General features: G+C 72.2%; 17 protein-coding genes and 5 pseudogenes. 13 read left to right on the plus strand and 9 right to left on the minus strand.

Annotated features, from left to right (window positions below; all coding sequences use genetic code 11):
• Window positions 1–89: 89 nt before the first annotated feature.
• Window positions 90–911, plus strand: coding sequence for a hypothetical protein (locus ABZ340_RS05045; protein WP_358780350.1), 822 nt, complete (start codon window positions 90–92; stop codon window positions 909–911).
• Window positions 911–1,561, plus strand: a complete 651-nt coding sequence (locus ABZ340_RS05050) for a ThuA domain-containing protein (RefSeq protein ID WP_358780351.1) — start codon at window positions 911–913, stop codon at window positions 1,559–1,561. Before ABZ340_RS05045 ends, ABZ340_RS05050 begins: the two co-directional genes overlap by 1 nt.
• A gap of 111 nt (window positions 1,562–1,672) precedes the next feature.
• Here the strand turns inward: ABZ340_RS05050 and ABZ340_RS05055 are convergent, their stop codons facing one another.
• From ABZ340_RS05055 to ABZ340_RS05065, 3 genes and pseudogenes are all read right to left on the minus strand, one after another.
• Window positions 1,673–2,032, minus strand: coding sequence for a hypothetical protein (locus ABZ340_RS05055; protein WP_358780352.1), 360 nt, complete (start codon window positions 2,030–2,032; stop codon window positions 1,673–1,675).
• A gap of 373 nt (window positions 2,033–2,405) precedes the next feature.
• Window positions 2,406–3,317, minus strand: coding sequence for a YceI family protein (locus ABZ340_RS05060; RefSeq protein ID WP_358780353.1), 912 nt, complete (start codon window positions 3,315–3,317; stop codon window positions 2,406–2,408).
• Between the two features lie 336 nt (window positions 3,318–3,653).
• A pseudogene (locus ABZ340_RS05065) lies at window positions 3,654–3,791 on the minus strand (LacI family DNA-binding transcriptional regulator); the annotation flags it as partial.
• A 178-nt stretch (window positions 3,792–3,969) separates the two neighbouring features.
• On the opposite strand from ABZ340_RS05065, the gene ABZ340_RS05070 reads away from it, so the two are divergent.
• The gene (locus ABZ340_RS05070; RefSeq protein ID WP_358780354.1) at window positions 3,970–5,541 is read left to right on the plus strand and encodes a carboxylesterase family protein; all 1,572 of its coding nucleotides are present in this window, start codon (window positions 3,970–3,972) and stop codon (window positions 5,539–5,541) included.
• On the opposite strand, the gene ABZ340_RS05075 is transcribed toward ABZ340_RS05070, so the two are convergent.
• On the minus strand, window positions 5,489–5,737 hold the full coding sequence (locus ABZ340_RS05075) for a DUF397 domain-containing protein (RefSeq protein WP_358780355.1): 249 nt from the start codon (window positions 5,735–5,737) through the stop codon (window positions 5,489–5,491). The genes ABZ340_RS05070 and ABZ340_RS05075 overlap by 53 nt on opposite strands.
• Window positions 5,734–6,567 (minus strand): helix-turn-helix transcriptional regulator, encoded by an 834-nt coding sequence (locus tag ABZ340_RS05080; RefSeq protein ID WP_358780356.1) that lies wholly within the window; start codon window positions 6,565–6,567, stop codon window positions 5,734–5,736. Before ABZ340_RS05080 ends, ABZ340_RS05075 begins: the two co-directional genes overlap by 4 nt.
• Window positions 6,568–6,652: 85 nt before the next feature.
• Between ABZ340_RS05080 and ABZ340_RS05085 the strand changes: the two genes are divergently transcribed.
• Window positions 6,653–7,111 carry an ATP-binding protein gene (locus ABZ340_RS05085; protein ID WP_358780431.1) on the plus strand — a complete coding sequence of 153 codons (459 nt, stop codon included), beginning with the start codon at window positions 6,653–6,655 and terminating at the stop codon, window positions 7,109–7,111.
• Window positions 7,112–7,118: 7 nt separating this feature from the next.
• Here ABZ340_RS05085 and ABZ340_RS05090 read toward each other — a convergent pair.
• Window positions 7,119–7,346 (minus strand): annotated as a pseudogene (locus ABZ340_RS05090) (histidine phosphatase family protein); the annotation flags it as partial.
• A 175-nt stretch (window positions 7,347–7,521) separates the two neighbouring features.
• On the opposite strand from ABZ340_RS05090, the pseudogene ABZ340_RS05095 reads away from it, so the two are divergent.
• The 4 genes and pseudogenes from ABZ340_RS05095 to ABZ340_RS05110 all read left to right on the plus strand — a co-directional run.
• Window positions 7,522–7,758, plus strand: a pseudogene (locus ABZ340_RS05095) (transposase); the annotation flags it as partial.
• A gap of 358 nt (window positions 7,759–8,116) precedes the next feature.
• A complete protein-coding gene (locus ABZ340_RS05100) occupies window positions 8,117–8,557 on the plus strand; it encodes an ALF repeat-containing protein (RefSeq protein WP_358780357.1) in 441 nt (146 codons plus the stop codon).
• Between the two features lie 229 nt (window positions 8,558–8,786).
• A complete protein-coding gene (locus ABZ340_RS05105; protein WP_358780358.1) occupies window positions 8,787–9,563 on the plus strand; it encodes a hypothetical protein in 777 nt (258 codons plus the stop codon).
• A gap of 684 nt (window positions 9,564–10,247) precedes the next feature.
• Window positions 10,248–10,502, plus strand: a pseudogene (locus ABZ340_RS05110) (hypothetical protein); the annotation flags it as partial.
• On the opposite strand, the gene ABZ340_RS05115 reads toward ABZ340_RS05110, so the two are convergent.
• Complete coding sequence (locus ABZ340_RS05115; protein ID WP_358780359.1) at window positions 10,482–10,871, minus strand: MerR family transcriptional regulator; 390 nt, start codon at window positions 10,869–10,871, stop codon at window positions 10,482–10,484. The pseudogene ABZ340_RS05110 and the gene ABZ340_RS05115 sit on opposite strands and share 21 nt — an antisense overlap.
• 94 nt (window positions 10,872–10,965) lie before the next feature.
• Between ABZ340_RS05115 and ABZ340_RS05120 the strand changes: the two genes are divergently transcribed.
• The 4 genes and pseudogenes from ABZ340_RS05120 to ABZ340_RS05135 all read left to right on the plus strand — a co-directional run bounded on the left by ABZ340_RS05120 (window position 10,966) and on the right by ABZ340_RS05135 (window position 13,891).
• Window positions 10,966–11,610: an SDR family NAD(P)-dependent oxidoreductase gene (locus tag ABZ340_RS05120; RefSeq protein ID WP_358780360.1), complete on the plus strand. Its 645-nt coding sequence runs from the start codon at window positions 10,966–10,968 to the stop codon at window positions 11,608–11,610.
• Between the two features lie 174 nt (window positions 11,611–11,784).
• A pseudogene (locus tag ABZ340_RS05125) lies at window positions 11,785–12,024 on the plus strand (TetR family transcriptional regulator); the annotation flags it as partial.
• 214 nt (window positions 12,025–12,238) lie between these two features.
• Entirely contained in the window at window positions 12,239–12,940 is a 702-nt protein-coding gene (locus ABZ340_RS05130; RefSeq protein ID WP_358780361.1) for a VOC family protein, read from the plus strand.
• A gap of 189 nt (window positions 12,941–13,129) precedes the next feature.
• Complete coding sequence (locus tag ABZ340_RS05135; protein WP_358780362.1) at window positions 13,130–13,891, plus strand: metallophosphoesterase family protein; 762 nt, start codon at window positions 13,130–13,132, stop codon at window positions 13,889–13,891.
• A 106-nt stretch (window positions 13,892–13,997) separates the two neighbouring features.
• Here ABZ340_RS05135 and mmuM read toward each other — a convergent pair whose 3' ends face one another.
• Window positions 13,998–14,933 (minus strand): homocysteine S-methyltransferase, encoded by a 936-nt coding sequence (gene mmuM, locus ABZ340_RS05140; RefSeq protein ID WP_358780363.1) that lies wholly within the window; start codon window positions 14,931–14,933, stop codon window positions 13,998–14,000.
• 427 nt (window positions 14,934–15,360) lie between these two features.
• Here mmuM and ABZ340_RS05145 point away from each other — a divergent pair, with 427 nt between their 5' ends.
• The gene (locus ABZ340_RS05145; RefSeq protein WP_358780364.1) at window positions 15,361–15,735 is read left to right on the plus strand and encodes a VOC family protein; all 375 of its coding nucleotides are present in this window, start codon (window positions 15,361–15,363) and stop codon (window positions 15,733–15,735) included.
• 379 nt (window positions 15,736–16,114) lie between these two features.
• Here the strand turns inward: ABZ340_RS05145 and ABZ340_RS05150 are convergent, their stop codons facing one another.
• Window positions 16,115–16,966, minus strand: coding sequence for a maleylpyruvate isomerase family mycothiol-dependent enzyme (locus tag ABZ340_RS05150; RefSeq protein WP_358780365.1), 852 nt, complete (start codon window positions 16,964–16,966; stop codon window positions 16,115–16,117).
• Between the last annotated feature and the right edge of the window lie 283 nt (window positions 16,967–17,249).

Raw genomic sequence — 17,249 nt, forward strand, 5'->3', positions numbered from 1 at the left:
GGCGCGCGGCGCCCGTCTTGAAGGAATCGGACACGCGTCTTGCACGGCTCACCGGCCCCTCGGGAACGCTTGTACGACAGGATGGCCGCATGACTCGTTTCACGCGCCTGCTGCCGCTGTCGCTGCTGCCGGCTCTCGTGCTGCTCACGGCGTGCGGCACGGAGAAGGCGGGCCCCGAACCGGCGGACACCCTCTCCACAGGGGCCGCCGGGTCCGCCGAGACCACCGAGACCACCGAGACCACCGGGACCACCGAGACCACCGAGACCACCGGGACCACCGGGACCACCGGGACCACCGGGTCCGCAGGCTCGGCGGAGCCGACGGCCCCGGCGGACCCGGCGACCCCGGCGGACCCGGCGACCCCGGCGGACCCGGCCGATCAGGGCGACCTGGACGCCCGCGCCCGCGCGCTCGGCATGGCACCGGAACTCGTCCACGTCACCGAGGCCGCCGGCTTCACCCTGGCCCCGCAGTCCGTCGGCGTGCTCGGCGACGACGGTTTCTCCGCCGTCTACATCGCGCGGAAGACCGGCGCCCAGCTCCGCCTCTCCGTCGAGCGGGGCTCGATCGACGCGGACACCTGCCCCCGGCAGCCCGTGGGCGGCATGCCCGGCGAGCGGACGACGTGCGTGCGCGAGGGCGGCCTCTGGTACCGCACCGGCGCGGGACGCCACGAGTACGCCCGGCCCGGGGACGGGTACGTGGTGCGGGTCCAGGGCGAGACGGACGCCGTGCCGCGCGACGTCCTGCGCGCCGCGGCCCGGGCGGTCCACCGCCCCGACGCCGCCGAGGCGGCCGCCCTCCTGCCGGCCCCCCGTTTCGCGGGCACCGAGCCCCCGGTGGAACGCGGCGACCTGCCCTCCTTCGGCGACGGGGCGCCCCGCAACGACGTGGAGGCGGGCGGCTGATGACACCCCGGCTGCTCGTCTTCACCCGCACCACCGACTACCGCCACGACTCCATCCCGGCCGCCGTCGCCGCCCTGCGGACGCTCGGCGCCTTCGAGGCCGACCACACCGAGGACCCGGCGGCACTGGAGGCGCCGCTGGACCGGTACGCCGCGGTCGTCTTCCTCTCCACCAGCGGCGAGGTGCTCACCCCGGCCGGGCGGGCCCGGCTCGTGGCGTACGTCGAGGCGGGCGGCGGCTTCGCCGGCGTCCACGCGGCGGCCTGCACGGAGTACACGTGGCCGTACTACGGCGAGCTGCTCGGCGCCCGCTTCGCCCGCCACCCCGCCTACCAGCCCGGCCGCGTCCGGATCGAGGACCGTGACCATCCGGCCACCCGGCACCTGCCCGCCGTCTGGGAGTTCACCGACGAGTGGTACGACTTCCGCACCAGCCCGCGCGGCTCGGCGCACGTCCTGGCCACCGCCGACGAGTCGTCCTACGAGGGCGGCGGCATGGGGGACGACCACCCGCTGGCGTGGTGCCGGGAGCAGGGCGCGGGCCGGGTCTTCTACACGGCGCTGGGCCACGCCGCCGAGGCGTACGAGGACCCCGCCTTCCGCGCCCATCTGGGCGGGGGGATCGCGTGGGCGGCGGGGGCGCGACGGTAGTGCTCCGTCACGTCGGCCGGTCCCGCCCGGGGAGGCGCGACGGTGCCGGTGCCACAGGGACGCCCGGTCCCGGAGCGGTGACCGCTCCGGGACCGGGCGTCCGGCACACCGCTATGCCTGGGATTCGAGCAGCCAGCTGACGGGCGAGTCGTCGTTGGCGTCGGACGCGGACAGCTTCACACGGCCGACGCTGATCTTGTCGGTGCCGTCGGGCACCTGGAAACCGACCCTGCCGCCGGACGCCTGGACGTCGTAGTTCTTGACGGTCCAGCCCGATCCGGTGTGGGTGGCCACCCGGATGCGGACGTCCGCGAAGTCGGAGCCGAGGGAGAACCAGAGGTTCTTCCAGTTGAAGCCGCTGTGGTTGGGAGGAGGGGTGGGGACGACGACGGCGTTCTTGTAGTGGATGAGCTTGCCGGTCTCGTCGACGGTGAAGCCGTGCGGAATCGACCCGGTCTGGAAGGTGGGCATACGTTCTCCTCGCTCTCTTCCAGGGCGAACACCCTGTGTCGCCCCTTGGATACGCTGCGCCACCTGCCGGGTGATTATTCTCAACTCTCCTGAAGATGAGGCGAATTGGCTCGTAATGCTCGAACGATCGTCCAAGCGCCCCCCTTTCGCGCCCGCCTGGACGGGCCCCGGCGCACCGGGGCCGCACGACCTGCCGGACCGCCGTCCCGGCAGCTCACGCCCACCGGGGACACCGCGCCCGGACCACGCCCGGACCGCTCCCGCCCGTGCCGACGCGACGGGCCGCGCCCCACGGCGAAGCGGCTCGTCCGTGGCCGGACACCACGGGGTCACGGGCGCTGGAGGGGACGGGCCCTCGCCCGCCCGCTCCGGCCTACTCGGGCGGCGTGGGCGTGTCGTGGGTGTGGTACATCGCCTGGACGTCCAGCTCCAGCTGGACGGTCGGTCCGACGACCGCGATGCCGCGGGCCAGCATGGAGCGCCAGTTCAGGGTGAAGTCCTCACGGTGCAGCTCCGTCTTGGCCAGGGCCGCGCAGCGCAGCTCCTGGTCGTAGCCGCCGTTGACCGTACCGAGGTACGTCGTGTCGAGACCGACGGAGCGGCTGGTGCCGTGCATGGTCAGCGTGCCCTGCAGGGTCCACTTGGAGCCGCCCTGGTAGACGAACCGCTTGCTGGTGAAGTCGATGTACGGGTAGCGCTCGACGTCGAGGAAGTCGGCGGAGCGCAGGTGGTTGTCACGGGTCTTGTTGCCCGTGGAGATGCTGGCGGCGTCGATGCGCACCGAGACCTGGGAGTCCGCCATGGTCGGCGCGACCCGGATGGCGCCGTCGAAACGGGTGAAGCGGCCGTGGACGTGGGCCATGCCCACGTGCTTGGCGATGAAGCGGATGGCGGTGTGCGGCGGGTCGAACAGCCAGGTGCCGGGCGGCGGGAGCTCCTGCTGCGGGGCGGGCTGCAGCATGACGCGCGTGGGCGGGAGGGCGACACCGGCGGCTATCTCCACCGTTTCGCGGGCGGGTGACAGGCCCTCGGCCATCATCCGCACGCTGTAGGAGCCCGGGGGCAGCGTCGCCGTGAAGAAGCCGTACGGGTCGGTCGTGCCGCGGGCCGCGACGCGGTGGCTGCCCAGCTCGGTGACCGTGACCTCGGCTCCGCCCATGGGCTGCCCCGTCGGATCGACGACCTCGCAGCCGAACGCCCCCGCGCCGGACGGCAGGGGGATCGACAGGGCTGACACGGCATCGGGGCCGTTGGAACGCCGGCGTCGGAACAGTCCGAAGGCCATGGTGTTCACCTTTCTTGATACGTGTCTCTGCGCGCGGGCCCCGCTGATCCAGGAACGTTCACGGTCGCCAAGAGCCTCCGGGGACGGGATGGAGGCGCGCAGAGAGAAATTCATTAACGATCATAAAGCCGTCGGCGTGAAGCGGTTACTCCCCGGCACAGGGGCCGGTGGCCGGTCCACCCGGGTGGTCGGCTACCGCAAACCAGCGCATCCGTAGGCCATATCGCCACACCTCGGCGAATCTGCTTTGCATCACTGCTGTGGTGAAGAACACCTGTGGCGCCGCACCGCGCGCCCCGCCCTGCCGGTCGTCGGCGCCCACCGACACCACCCCCGGCGGCGGGTCTCCGGCGCGACGCCCTCACGGCCGTCGACCACCTTCGACGCCGTCGGCACCGACACCCCCGCCTCGCGGGCCACCACCGCCAGGGCCGGCCCGGTGGCCGTCCTCGCCCTTCCCGCCGCCCGGCCCATCGGACAACCCCCTCTCCAGCCCGCCCGAGGGCCTGGACAGAAGGCTTGGAAGGCGCGGAAAGCGCTTCCTGACGGAAGGGGCCGACCACAGGCCGCGCCGGTGCGCCCAGGAATACATCCGGGCGGCGCGCTGCTCTGACATGAACGGTGCACGAGCGCGGCGAAGGGCTGGTGGCCCATGACGGCAGCAGACCGGACGGACTCCGCGACCACCGGCCCGGTGGTCGCCACGCCCTACGGGGCGGTACGCGGCAGGTACGAGCACGGCGTCGCCGTCTTCCGGGGCATCCCGTACGCCGCGCCCCCCTTCGGCCCCCGCCGCTTCCGCCCGCCCGTCCCGCCCGAGCCCTGGGACGGCGTCCGCGACGCCGGCTCCTTCGGGCCGACGGCGCCCAAGCCCCCGTACTCCGACGCCTTCGGCCGGTACCTGTCCGACCCGGTCGTCCCCGGCGACGACTGCCTCAACCTCAACGTCTGGACCCCCGACCCGGACCCCGGCGCCCGCCTGCCCGTCCTGGTGTGGGTGCACGGCGGCGCCCTGACCCGGGGCTCCTCCGCCGTGCCCGTGTACGACGGCCGCACCTTCGCCCGCGACGGCGTCGTCTGCGTCTCGGTCAACTACCGGCTCGGCGTCGAGGGCTACGGCCTCTTCCCCGACGCCCCCGCCAACCCCGGCCTGCGCGACCAGCTCGCCGCGCTGGAGTGGGTGCACGCCTCGATCACGGCCTTCGGCGGCGACCCCGGCCGCATCACCCTGTGCGGCCAGTCCGCCGGCGCCATCAGCGTCGGCGCCCTGCTCGCCGCCCCGCAGACCCGGGGCCTGGTACGCCGGGCCGTCCTCCAGAGCGGGGCGCCCGAGACGACGGAACGGGCCAAGGTGCGGCGGATGGTGCGCCGCATGGCGGCCCGGCTGAAGATCCCCGCCACCGCCGAGGCGTTCGCCGCCGTCGACCGGGACCTGCTGCTGCGCACCCAGGCCGAGGTCGGCCGGCTGAGCAGCCCCGTCCTCGGCGGACCCGCCTTCGGCATCGTCACCGACGGCGACCTCGTCCCCCGCGACCCTCTGGAAGCCCTCACCACCGGCGGCGCGGCACCCGGCGTCGACCTGCTGACGGGCTGGACCCGCGACGAGTACCGGCTCTGGCTGGTCCCCGGCGGCCTGCTGGAGCGCGTCGACCGGCTCGGCACGGTCGCCCTGGCCGGGGCCCGCGCCCGCTGCCACTGCGGCCCCGACGTGCCGCGCGGCTACCGCGCCCTGCACCCGGACGCGGGCACCGCCGAGATCGTCGGCCAGATGGTCACCGACCACCTGCTGCGCGTCCCGCTGCACCGCCTGGCCGACGCCCGGCCCGGGACGTCGTACGTCTACGAGTTCGCCTGGCCTTCCGCCCTGCCCGGCCTCGGCGCCTGCCACGCCCTCGAACTCGGCTTCGTCTTCGACAGCGGCGACCTCCCGGAGTCCCGCAAACTGGCGGGCGAGGGCGCCCCGCGGGAACTGGCGGAGGCGATGCACGCGGCGTGGGTCCGGTTCGCCACCACGGGCGACCCGGGGTGGGAGGCGTGGGACGCCACCCACCCCGTACGGATCTTCGACGCCGGGCCGCCGCGCGTGGTGCCCGGTCCCCGGGACCGGGAGGTGGCCCTGTGGCCGCCGGGGAACCCCGGCAGGACCGACAGGGGCGTCAGGGTTGTCAGGGTCAGGATTCCGGGCGGGCCAGCGTCAAGAACGCGGTCCAGGCGGCCGGGGTGACGGTGAGGTGGGGGGTGGTGGGGGTCTTGGAGTCGCGGATGTGGATGGCGGTGGGGTGGGTGGCGACTTCGACGCAGTTGCCGCCCTCGCTACCGCTGTAGCTGGACTTGCGCCAGACGTAGGCGACTTCGAGGCAGGCGCCGCCTTCACTGCCGCTGTACCTGGACTTGAACCACTCGAACTCGGTGCCGCTCATTGCTCTCCCAGAAGCCGGTCCAACAGGGCCCTCGTATCCTCGGGAGTGAGGGCCTGTGAGCGCAGCATCGCACACTTCTGAGTGAGGATCGCCACCTCGTCCGGATCGGCGATCAGTTGGCTGCCGCGGTGGTTCTCCGTGTAGGCGAGCCTCTGATGTTCGGGCGTTTCCAGCAGGACGAATGGACCGTCCAGGGCTGCGTGCGTGGCGCGGTTCAAGGGCAGCGCTTGGAGCATGAGACCCGGGAGCTCAGAGCATGCGCGCAGGTGCCGCAACTGTTCGCTCCAGACCTCTTTGCCGCCGATAGGCGCATGCAGCACCGGCTCCCAGATCACGAAGCAGGTGAACGGCGGATCTTTGCGGTGCAGAATTGCGTGCCTGTCGATACGCGCCGCTACCAACTGTGCGATCTCGTCCTCGTCGTAGACCGGCACGCGGCTGCGAAAGACTGCTTCTGCGTACGCCTCTGTCTGAAGCAGGCCGGGCACTACTTGGTTCTCGTACGACGAGATGGCGATGGCCTCCCGCTCCCGGTCCAGGAACTCCTCCGCCCACAGCGGCACCAGATCCACCTCCGGCATCCTGCTGAGCGCGGTCGACAACGCCCCCTTGGTGTCAAGGAGCTCGTCGAGCTGCTCGGCGATGTCCGGTTTGAGTGGCCGTCGGCCCTGCTCGATGGAGGCGATCTGCTGCTCGCCGACGACGAAGATCTCACCCAGGGACCGCTGGGTGTGCCCGGCGGCCTCCCGGTACAGGGCGAGCAGTGCGCCCACCATCTTCATCGCCGAGGCGTTCCGTCGTGCCCGTCGTGACCGTGTCGTGGTGCTCATGCGGTCGAACTCCCCACCCGCGCGCGTACGTTCACTGTCGCGCGCCCGTACAAAGAAGCTGTACGAGCGCACGCACTGTCTCATGATGGCCACACAGCGTGACACTCGTCACGTGAACACCGAAAGTCACCACCGGACCGCCCGAGAGCGGTTCTACCGACGCGAACGTCAGTCCGTGCCCGCCGCCCGCGCGTTCACGCGCGCGGTGCTCGCCGACTGGCGGGTACGGGAACGGGCGTACGACATCGTGCTGTGCGTCAGCGAGCTCGCCACCAACGCCCTCGTGCACGGCGTACCGCCCGGCCGGGGCTTCCTGCTCCGGCTGCTGCCGTACGGCGACGGCGACGGCGGCGACGGCGGCGTACGCGTCGAGGTGCACGACAGCGGGGACGGCGTCCCGGCCGTACCGCAGGCGCAGGCCAGGGAACCGGCCGAGGGCGGGCGGGGGCTGCTGCTGGTGTCGGAACTGGCGGACAAGTGGGGGGTGGGGGAGCGGGACCCCGGGAAGATCGTGTGGTGCGAGTTCGCGAGCGGACCTCGGTGACGTGCCGGTCCCCGGCCGCCTCGCGCTCACGCAGCGGCACATCACCCAGACGCTCCCCGGTCAGCCGGGCCGTCTGCACCGCGCGGGGCAACGGGCCGTGGTGAACGGCCGTCAGCGGCACGCCGTGCAGACGCTTGCCCAACAGCTCAGCCTGTCGGCGCCCGGCCGCGGTGAGACTGCCTTCGTCGGGTGTGGCCCCGCCATGACGGGCCAGGTAAAGGTATCGATCTTGCATACCGGGGCCGACGCCCCCGGTGGCCGCCGGTTCCCCCGCCCAGGGAGCCCGGAGCCGGCCGCCGGCGGTGCTCATGATCACGACCCCGCACAGGCCCCGGAGGGCATCTGACCTGGGTAGTTGGTGTTCCGGAATGTGTGTGTCACCGGTTGCATCGGCGGTCGTCGCACGGTGTGTGAGTGCTCGCCGTCCGTACCGCAGTGATGTATCCGATGCCCGCCGGGCTCTGATCGAGCCTGTCTGCACGGCCTGGCGGGCGAGACGAAAGGGTCCGGGTACGGCGGCCCGAGTGCACGATTTGCGCGAGATCGTCAACGCGATCCTCTACGTCAACCGCACCGGCGTCCCGGGGGAGTACCTGCCGCACGACTTCCCGCCGTACAAGACCGTCTACGACTACTGCGCCGAGTGGGAAGCCGACTACTACGCCGAGTGGGAAGCCGGCGGCACGACCGGCTCCCCTGGCCCGCCCCGGTCCCGGCAGACAAGCCGAACCCCGTCGCGCACCACCACACGCTCGGACGCACCACGATCGCCCGCCCCCAGGAATCGTCTCGCCCCGACCATGCCCCGACAGCCACGAGCCGCGCTCAAGGCCGCCCTTCTGGAAGGCGCGCCGCCATGAAACACCGGCCACGTCCGCGGCGACGGTGTCCTGAGACCGCAGCGGGACGACCGCCACTGTCAGACCCAGGTGGCAGCATCACCGAAGTGACCGCCCTGAGGCAGCCTCAACTCACTTCCGCAGCAAACGAAGAGGAGTATTCCCCTTGCGACCGCATCGCGTAGCGCCCGGCATCGCCGCGGGCATCCTCGCCCCGGCCCTCCTGCTCGCCACCCCGTCCTTCGCCGCCACGGCGGCACCGACCGCGGTGACGGTGCCCGCGGTGTCCTCGTCCACGGACGAGCCGGACGCCGACGACCTGAGGGTGGCCATAGCCCGGATCCTCGCCGACCCGGACAGCGGCCGGCGTGTGACCCGAGAAGCCAACGCCCTCCTGGACGCCAACGACCCCGAGGCGATGCGCGCCTGGCTGGAGACCGGCTACCGCATCGCCCAGGCCGAGGACGACCGCGTCGCCATCGCCCGCATCCTCGCCGACCCGTCCATCAGCCCGGCCCTGCGCGCGGCAGCCAACGCCGCCCTCGACGACAACACACCCGAAGCACTGCGCCACTTCCTGGAAGTCGGCAGGTACCAGGTCGCCTGACCGGCACGGCGCCGCACCACAGCGCGTCGCCCCGGTGGCACCCCTGCCGCACGCCCGGTCGCCGGAACGCCGAGAATCCGGGCGGGGCCACCTGCACCTCCGTGTGCCGGCGGCCTCGCCCGGCAGGCCCTGTGCCGGCTCGGCGCCCTCCGCAGAGCTCTGTGGTCTCGGCGCCCGGTGCGGCATGGGCCACCGACACCACCTCCGACAGCAGAAAGCACATTCTTCGATGACCACACAACCCCTGCGCACCGAGCGCAGCGGTCCGCGGACCGCTTCCGCCGTGACCGACCTGCCGTTCAAGCCTCAGCTCGTCAAAGCGGTGTTCAGGGACGTGACCTCGTTGCACGTCTCCCGGCCGGCCGCGTGGGCCGCCGCGTCGGTGACGCGGACCGTGCTGACGGAGATCATCGACGGCGCGAGAAGCGCGGCGGCCGAGGAGGCCAGGAAGAGGCTGATTCCCAAGGACCTCGTCTCGGCGATCGACCGGAATGTCGAGGTGGAGGTGGGATCGGAGTGGTATCTGCACAGCCCGACCTTCCACGGCCTGATGGGCGAGGTGCGCAACGCCGATGGTGCGCTCGTGTCTCTTCGTGAGCGCCGCGGGGCGCGTACACCGAGTGGTGTGGCCGGCGCCCACCGGTTCGAGGCCGGAGTGAGAAGGCTGCTGGGGAGCCGGGGGGTGAGGGCGGTCCCGGCGATGGTCCGCGACCTGGACGGAATCGCGAGCGTGTTCCTGACGGCCCTGGCCCGGGACGCGGCCAAGGTCGTCCGCGAGGGCGGGGTCAAGCGGTTCGGGACGGTCAGCCTGGTGGTGCCGGGCGAGCCGGCCCCGGCCCCGCTGCTCGAGGATCCCCTCCTCGCCCTGTCCACCCGCCGCGGGGACGGGCGGACTGTTGGCGGGGACGACGTCCTGGCCGCCGTCACGATGCACCTGTTCGGCGATCTCGGACAGCGCGCCATCACTGAGGCAGCCGAGCTGACACGGAACACGTCGGCCGACTGATCGGGCCCGCCCCTGCGCTCCGCCCACTGCGCACGGTTCCCACGTGTGCGCGGCTGCCGGAATCCGCCGCCCGCACCCGGCTCCGGTCGGCTCGCGAGAACGGGCTCGTCGCATGGGCGCGGACCGCTGGCCGCAGGCACCCCACGGGGAAGACACCCCAGCGTCTCGCCCAGGAGTACGGCTTCGACCTGGTGTCCTGCCCCACTGTCTGCGACTACGTCTTGGCCAGGCGCCCGCGGATCGAGGCCGAGGTGCCGGAGGGCCGCCGGCACCTGACAGGCATGGTCCCGCAGGTCCACCTGCCCGGCGAGGAAGCCGAGGCCGCCACGCCGGAAGAGCCGAACGCGAAGACCGCCGAGACCGACGGGAGAATCCCCCCAACCTGGGGATTTCTGTGCTCCCAGGAGGAGATGCGCCTGTCGTGCCTTCGTCGGTCATCGCCCCGTCCGTGAGGAATTCCTTGCGTACGGCATCCCGCTCGTCACCGGGCCCGCACCGGCCGGCTGCGCGCTCACACCCTGCTGCCCGCCACCCTCGACCACTGCGACGACCGCCAAGACGCCGGGCCCACCGCCCGGGCAACCGACACCGAGCCGGGATGCGGGCTACGACTACCGGCCGGTCCACGCCGATCTCGACACACGCGGCATCATCGCGAAGATCCCCGAACGGGGCGAACAGACCCCGATCCAAGCCGGCCGACGGTGGGTCGTGGAGCACACGAACTCGTGGATGAACGACTTCGGCAAGCTTCGCCGGTGCACCGAATGTCGCCGCGTCCGCGTCGAGTTCTCCCTCGCCCTCGCCAACGCGATCACCACCATCCGTAACCTCATCCGCCGGGCCTGGCCCTCTCCATCACCGGCCACACCGCCCCCGGAACCCCCGCATCCTCCGGTGACCTACTGGCGGACGCTTTTACAGGGCAGTCTCGCGTGACAGGTCTTTTCCGTCCCGGGGGGCCGTGCCGAGAACGGCGTCCAGTACGCGCCGGGAACTTTCGAGCTGGGCGATCGCCTCGGTGATGCGGGCGCGTTCGCGCCGCAACTCCCCGATGAAGGTCGGACAGCCGGACGGCACCCGCAGTTCGTCCTTGTCGCGCACGCAGTGCACGACCTTGGCGATGACCGCGGTGGAGAGCCCGGCGGCGAGCATCACCCGGATGTGGTGCACCGTCGCGACGTCCGCCTCGGCGTAGTCGCGGTAGCCGTTGGCCAACCGGACCGGCCGGAGCAGGCCCTGCTCCTCGTAGTAGCGCAACAGCCTCCTGCTCACGCCGGTCCGGTGAGCCAGGTCGCCGATTCGCATCCGGCCTTCTCCTTGACCTTCACATCGATGTGACGCCTTACCGTCCCCAGTATCGGTGATCGTGAAGTGGAGGGACCGGACAATGCCGGGTGCGGTGATCATTGGTGCGGGACCGGGGATCGGGCAGGCGGTCGCCCGTCGGTTCGCCGGGGAGGGGCTGCCGATCACGCTGATCGCCAGGGGCGAGCGGACACTGCGCGCCGCGGCGGCCGCGGTCGCTCCCCATGGCGTGCCGGTCGTCACGGCGCAGGCCGACGGCACCGACCGGGCCGCGTTGGACGCGGCCCTGGAGCGGTCCATCGGTGAGCACGGCGTTCCGGATGTCGCCGTGTACAACGCCGCGCTCGTCCGGGCGGACGAACCGGGTGAGCTGTCGGTACGCGATCACATGGAGGCGTGGGCGGTCAACGTGGTCGGAGCGCTCAACGCCGCGGCACACCTCGCACCGATGATGGCGGCGCGCGGGAGTGGAACGTTCCTCGTCACGGGCGGCATGCCCGAGCCCAAGCCGCAGTACGTGAGCCTCTCCCTGGGCAAGGCGGGCGTCCGGACGCTGGTCGCGCTGCTCGATCGGCAATACGGCTCCTCCGGAGTGCACGTGGCGAGCGTCACCGTGGACGGCCCGGTCGCCCCCGGCACCGACTTCGACCCCGACGACATCGCGGAGCACTACTGGCAGTTGCACACGCAGCCGCGCCCCCTGTGGGACCGCGAGGTGCTGCACACCGGCCGCTCCTGAGGGCGCGCGGCCCATGGCTCGGGGCCATGGGCCGGAGAGCCGAGCCCGGCGCCCGGGGAGGGGGGAGCGTGCGCCACCGGCGCGGTGCCGGCCCGCCGGCTCGGGCGAGGGCGGCGGCCGGCGGGGCGAAGGCGGTGATGACGACGGCGACGCGGACGTGGTGGAGGCGGCCCCAGCGGTTCGTTCCGCCGGCTCGCCGAGCCCATCGAATACGGCCGGCTCGTCCTCTACGGCCACTTCCGCGGCAAACGCGAGATCATCGGCGCCGTCGCCCGCGAAGGCGCCACCGAGAGGGCCGCGGCGCTGCGGGCCGCGGCCTCCGCCGCGGACGGCCCCCGCGCCCGGGTCACCGCCCTCGCCCGCACCTGCCTCGATCTCGCCGCACGCAACCCGGCGGTCTACGACGCCCTGTTCCGACCCGGACCAGCGGCTGAGCGTCTCCACCGCCGAGGCAGGCTCCAGCTCCGGAGAAGTCCTTCAGAAGCCCTTCGGAAGCACTTCAGAAGCCCTTCGGCTGCTGGCCGCGTGGACACGGCAGTCCGAGACCACGCACGGGCGGCACGCAGACCATCAGACGCCCGCCGGTAAACCCACCCCCTGCTATTCAACTTTGACTAGACTGCCGGGCATGGGCGAGAAGACCATTCCGATGCTGCCGTGCCGGACCATCCAGCCTGTCCTCGACTTCTACACCGTCCTCGGGTTCGAGGTGACCTTCCAGCAGAGAAGCCCCAATCCGTACGCCGTCGTGGAACGCGGCGGCATCCAGCTCCACTTCTTCGGGATGAAGGGGTACGAACCGGCGGAGTCGTACAGTACGTGCTACATCCGCACCGACGATGTCGACGGGTTGCACGAGGTCTTCCGGTCCAGGCTCAAAGCGGCGTACGGAAGGGTCCCGGCCCGCGGTCTGCCGCGCATAGGGCCGCTGAAGGACACGTCGCACGGCGTACGGCAGTTCCTCGTCACCGATCCGGGCGGCAACTGCCTGCGCATCGGGCAGCAGACAAGTCAGGAGCACCACCACCGGCCCGCACCCAAGGAAACCTTTGCCCGAGCCCTGCACCAGGCGTCCCTCCTCGCGGACTCGCGGGACGACCCGGCCGGCGCGGCGAAGATCATCGACCGAGTGCTGCGCATCGAGGACGAACAGCCCACGAGCGTGCAGTTGTTCCGCCTGCTCGTGCTCCGCGCGGACGTCGCCGGGCGCCTCGGTGACGCGAGGACAGCGGCGTCCACGCTCGCCGAGGCCGCCGCGCTCCACCTCACCGAGCAGGAGCGGGAGTCGGTGCACGACGACCTCGAGCGTCTTGAGGAGCTCCAGGGCTGAAGGGTGTTGCAGAAGACCGCGCGCCGGGGATTTCCCTTGCCGGGGCGGGCTGCCTCCGGCCCCCTGCGCGCGGAGCCGGGCCGCTCGGGCACGCAACTACGAAGCGGTTATCGCGAAGTTGTCGTCCTTGAGCTACGCGTCGTGCGAACGGTCGCACCGCTCGGCTCTCTTCGCCCCACAGTGGTGACCATGCTGAACCGAGTAGCCGTCCTGTCCGACATTCACGGAGTCCTGCCGGCCTTGGAAGCCGTGCTCGCCGAACCGGACGTGCGCGCCGCCGACCGCATCGTGCTCACCGGCGACATCACCGCAGGCCCGCAACCGGCCCAGGTTCTCGACCTGCTGACCGGTCTCGGCGACCGCGTCGTCTGGATCAGCGGCAACGCCGACCGCGAACTCCTTGAATACCGCCGGGGGCAACGCGAGACGATCCCCGACCCCATCGCCCCCTGGGCCGCCGAACAGCTCCGCGACGACCACCTGGACCTTCTCGGCTCGTTGCCCTGGTCGCTCTGTCTGTCCGTGCACGGTCTGGGTCGGGTGCTGTTCTGCCATGCCACCCCCCGGGACGACGAGGAGGTCGTCCTGGTCGACTCCCGGCTCGACCGCTGGAAGGAAGTTTTCGGAGGACTCGACACCGACGTTCGCACCGTGGTCTGCGGCCACACCCACATGCCGTTCGTCCGCCTGGCCCACGGCCGCCTCGTGATCAACCCCGGCAGCATCGGCATGCCCTGCGGAAGAGCCGGAGCACACTGGGCCCTCCTGGGCCCGGGCGTCGAACTGCGAACGACGGACTTCGACATCGAGGCCGCCATCAGCCAGGTCGTCCAGGACTCGTCCTACCCCGGAATCACCGAGTGGGCCGACTGCTTTCTGCACGCACGCGCGACCGACGCGGACGCCCTCGAAGCCTTCGCCCCGCGGGACGGACGCGACCACACACCGTGACGCCCACCCCCTCTTCTGCGGCGGCGGGCAGCCGGACACCGACCGCACGATCAGCGACATCCGCCGATCCCGGCCCCGGTCCCGATTCCCCTCCCCAGGGTTCAGGTCAGGCCGGTCCCCTCAGCGTCCCCGCGATGGCCGTGACCGTCTCCGGCCCCACCCGGCAGCAGCCGCCGATCAGCCGGGCCCCGGCCGCGTACCAGTCCGTCACCCGCTCGGCGCCGAACGTGGGGCGGCCGTCCCAGGCACGGGCCCCGGCATCCCAGGACTCGCCGCTGTTGGGGTAGGCGACGACCGGCTTGCCGGTGACCCGGGCGGCGGTCTCGACGGCGCCGGGCACGTCCTCGGGGGCGCAGCAGTTCACGCCGACCGCGATCACCTCGTCCGCGTCGGCGGCCGGGGCGAACGCCTCCTCCAGCGGCTGCCCGGCGCGGGTGCGGTCGCCGGTGACGGTGTACGACAGCCAGGCCGGTACGCCGAGGCCGCGCACCGCGCGCAGCAGGGCCGTCGCCTCGTCGGTGTCGGGGACGGTCTCCAGGGCGAGGACGTCGGGGCGGGCGGCGGCCAGGACCTCCAGGCGGGGCCGGTGGAAGCGCTCCAGCTCGGTGACGGTGAGGCCGTACCGGCCCCGGTACTCGGAGCCGTCGGCGAGCATCGCCCCGTACGGGCCTGCCGAGGCCGCCACCCACAGCGGGCGGGGCGCCCGGGCCCGCCGCGCCGCCTCGCGGGCCAGTTCCACGCTCAGGGTCATGAGCCCGGCCGCCTTCCCGGGGCCGATGCCCCGGCGGGCGAAGCCGTCGAAGGTGGCCTGGTAGCTCGCCGTGATCGCGACGTCCGCGCCCGCCTCGTAGTAGGCGAGGTGGGCCGCGACGATCGCCTCCGGGCGGTCGGCGAGCAGCCGGGCCGACCACAGCGCGTCGCTCAGGTCGTGCCCGGCGGACTCCAGCTGGTTGGACATGCCGCCGTCGAGGACGACCGCGCGCGTGGCGAGGGCCTCGGCGAGGGAGGGCGCGGGCCGGGGGGTGCCGGTGTCGCTGGTCATGTGAACGACGCTAGCGGCTCGTCTCATGAGGCCGACCGGGTAATCGACGTGTCGCCGGGCGGCCGGAGGACTACGTCCGCGACGTCATCCGCGCCTTCGACGAGCAGGGGCTGGACGCGCTGGCCCCGAAAGGGAGCGGGGACGCCCCCGAACGATCAGTCATCAGGTGCGTGAGCGCACCCGGTCGGCGCTGCGTGACGGGCCGCCCGGCAGCCGGACGGCGCGCTGTTGTCGCAGCCGACAAGATCAAGTAATGTCGCCGTCGTGAACACCGGACCGGCGCTACGCCACACACGGATTGGCCACCCGGTGGGAGGCTGATCGCGCGGTGGGTGCGGAGAAGGCACCCCCGTTCGGCACGCGGACCCCCCGGCGCTCGTGCACTGCGAGCCCGTTCTTCGTGTCGAGCAACAGCGAGGTCAGTCGAATGCCAGTCACGTTCAACCACACCATCATCGCCGCCAAGGACCGCAACGAGTCGGCCCGCTTCTTCCGGGAGCTGCTGGAGCTTCCGGAAGCGCCGTCCTGGGGTCCGTTCACCAACATCCAGTTCACCGACGGGGTGCTGCTTCAGTTCGCCGAGCCGCCGGTGGAGATCCAGATGCAGCATTACGCGTTCCTGGTCGACGACGAACTGTTCGACCGGGCGTATCGGCGGCTGCGTGATCGCGGCATCGAGCACTGGGCCGATCCGCAGATGCGACGCCCCGATGAGACCAACCAGGAGCACGGTGGCCGAGGGGTGTACTTCAAGGACCCCGCCGGCCACCTGATCGAGCTGATCACCCGCCCGTACCTGTAACCAAGGGGATGCCTGGCCGGGCGCCCGGAGCGCGGCGCCCGGCCAGGCACTGGCGCGACCTTGTCGGTCCAGGGCGCCACAGTGCCCGCGCAAGCCGTCCTCGCCCTCGGCGCGAGGCGCCGCATGCCGATCACCGGGCCGGCGATGTGAGGCGCCCTCCAGCCGACGGGACGGGACAGCCATGGCGCCACGGAGAGGCCGGTGTATGCCCGGCACGCCGTACGGCGGGGAAGCGGCACTGTCCGGTTCACGCGTACGCCCTTGCGTCTGAGGACGGCGTGCGGACGGCCGACGGGCCGAACGCGGATGCGTGATGCCGGTCGGTGAGCGGCGCGGTCGTCGTCGTTCCTTTGATCACCGACGGGCCGGCCGGGCGTCGTCAGCGGACGATGGACACGACCTCGCACGCGGCCTCGGCGAGTCGGCGCTCTCCCCGGACGCGGGCTCGGCCGAGGGCCGTGGCGGGATCGATGCCACGTGTGCACAGGCGCCAGGCGGTCTCCGTGTCCAGGAGTACCGACGCGGCCGGCCTGCCGCCGGACGGTTCGGCCAGTGACCAGCGGTCCGCAGTGGCGGTGGCGGTCCACCTGCCGCCGGCCGGGCCCTCGACGATCACTTCGATCTGGGTCCCGGCAGGTGCTGCCGTATGCCGCAGGGTGTGGGGCAGGGCCCGCATGAAGGTGTCCAGGACCGTGGACAAGGCGTGCGGTTCCGGGTCGGTGCCGCTGCCGACGGCATGGCGGATCTGCTGCCGGTGCGTCCAGTGCTCGGTGAACTCCCGGGCGATGTCCAGCCATCCCGGTGCCGGGTCGGCCCCTGCCCATGACACGCCCAGGGCGGGCGCTTCGAGGTCGGCGGTGGCCCATCGCCGGGCGAGCCGGGACCCGGCCGCTTCCAGGGCCTCGATGAGCGAGGCGGGGCTGTCGTCGGCGTGGAGATCGACCCATTCCTGGTTGGTGCGGTGGATGAACGCCTCCAGCGTCTCTCCGGGCGCGAAGGCACCCCGGTATCCGCCTGGGGTGCGGTCGAGGCGACCGTAGTAGTCACCGAGGAGGTGGGCGGCAAGGTCGTGCACGGTCCAGTGCGGGACCGCCGTCCTGTTCCAGTCGGCGGGCCGCAGGCCGCGCAAGGTGGCGAGGAGTGCGTCCAGTTCCGGCCCGAACAACGGGCGCGCGTCGATCGGGGCGCCCAGCCAGGAGACGCCGGACACGCCGTGGGACTCGGGACTCATGGTCAAAGCCTGTCAGGCGGGAGCCCCGGGCCGCCATCGAATACTCCGCGCGCAGGGAGGAGAGCTGGTGCCGGCCATCCGTCCGGGAGCAGGCCGGTGCCGGCCGGGCAGCCGTCCGGGAGCAGGCCGGTGCCGGCCGGGCAGCCGCCGGCCAGGCCGGGGCGGTTTCGGGATGGCGCCCGCCTCGGTCTCCCCGCGCACACCGCGCCCGGTCCCGTGCAGCCGCCGTCGATGATGAGCCGATCGAGGAAGGCGCGATCGAGGAAGGCGCGATCGAGGAAGG

Origin of the sequence: Streptomyces sp. NPDC006134 (genome assembly GCF_040628835.1) — a bacterium.
Taxonomy (GTDB): Bacteria; Actinomycetota; Actinomycetes; order Streptomycetales; family Streptomycetaceae; genus Streptomyces.

What these genes read in the sequence shown, in the direction of transcription:
- ABZ340_RS05045 (WP_358780350.1), top strand. Translation starts at nt 90, where the DNA reads ATGACTCGTTTCACGCGCCTGCTGCCGCTGTCGCTGCTGCCGGCTCTC.
- ABZ340_RS05050 (WP_358780351.1), top strand. Translation starts at nt 911, where the DNA reads ATGACACCCCGGCTGCTCGTCTTCACCCGCACCACCGACTACCGCCAC.
- ABZ340_RS05055 (WP_358780352.1), bottom strand. Translation starts at nt 2,032, where the DNA reads ATGCCCACCTTCCAGACCGGGTCGATTCCGCACGGCTTCACCGTCGAC.
- ABZ340_RS05060 (WP_358780353.1), bottom strand. Translation starts at nt 3,317, where the DNA reads ATGGCCTTCGGACTGTTCCGACGCCGGCGTTCCAACGGCCCCGATGCC.
- ABZ340_RS05070 (WP_358780354.1), top strand. Translation starts at nt 3,970, where the DNA reads ATGACGGCAGCAGACCGGACGGACTCCGCGACCACCGGCCCGGTGGTC.
- ABZ340_RS05075 (WP_358780355.1), bottom strand. Translation starts at nt 5,737, where the DNA reads ATGAGCGGCACCGAGTTCGAGTGGTTCAAGTCCAGGTACAGCGGCAGT.
- ABZ340_RS05080 (WP_358780356.1), bottom strand. Translation starts at nt 6,567, where the DNA reads ATGAGCACCACGACACGGTCACGACGGGCACGACGGAACGCCTCGGCG.
- ABZ340_RS05085 (WP_358780431.1), top strand. Translation starts at nt 6,653, where the DNA reads ATGGCCACACAGCGTGACACTCGTCACGTGAACACCGAAAGTCACCAC.
- ABZ340_RS05105 (WP_358780358.1), top strand. Translation starts at nt 8,787, where the DNA reads ATGACCACACAACCCCTGCGCACCGAGCGCAGCGGTCCGCGGACCGCT.
- ABZ340_RS05115 (WP_358780359.1), bottom strand. Translation starts at nt 10,871, where the DNA reads ATGCGAATCGGCGACCTGGCTCACCGGACCGGCGTGAGCAGGAGGCTG.
- ABZ340_RS05130 (WP_358780361.1), top strand. Translation starts at nt 12,239, where the DNA reads ATGGGCGAGAAGACCATTCCGATGCTGCCGTGCCGGACCATCCAGCCT.
- ABZ340_RS05135 (WP_358780362.1), top strand. Translation starts at nt 13,130, where the DNA reads ATGCTGAACCGAGTAGCCGTCCTGTCCGACATTCACGGAGTCCTGCCG.
- mmuM (WP_358780363.1), bottom strand. Translation starts at nt 14,933, where the DNA reads ATGACCAGCGACACCGGCACCCCCCGGCCCGCGCCCTCCCTCGCCGAG.
- ABZ340_RS05145 (WP_358780364.1), top strand. Translation starts at nt 15,361, where the DNA reads ATGCCAGTCACGTTCAACCACACCATCATCGCCGCCAAGGACCGCAAC.
- ABZ340_RS05150 (WP_358780365.1), bottom strand. Translation starts at nt 16,966, where the DNA reads ATGAGTCCCGAGTCCCACGGCGTGTCCGGCGTCTCCTGGCTGGGCGCC.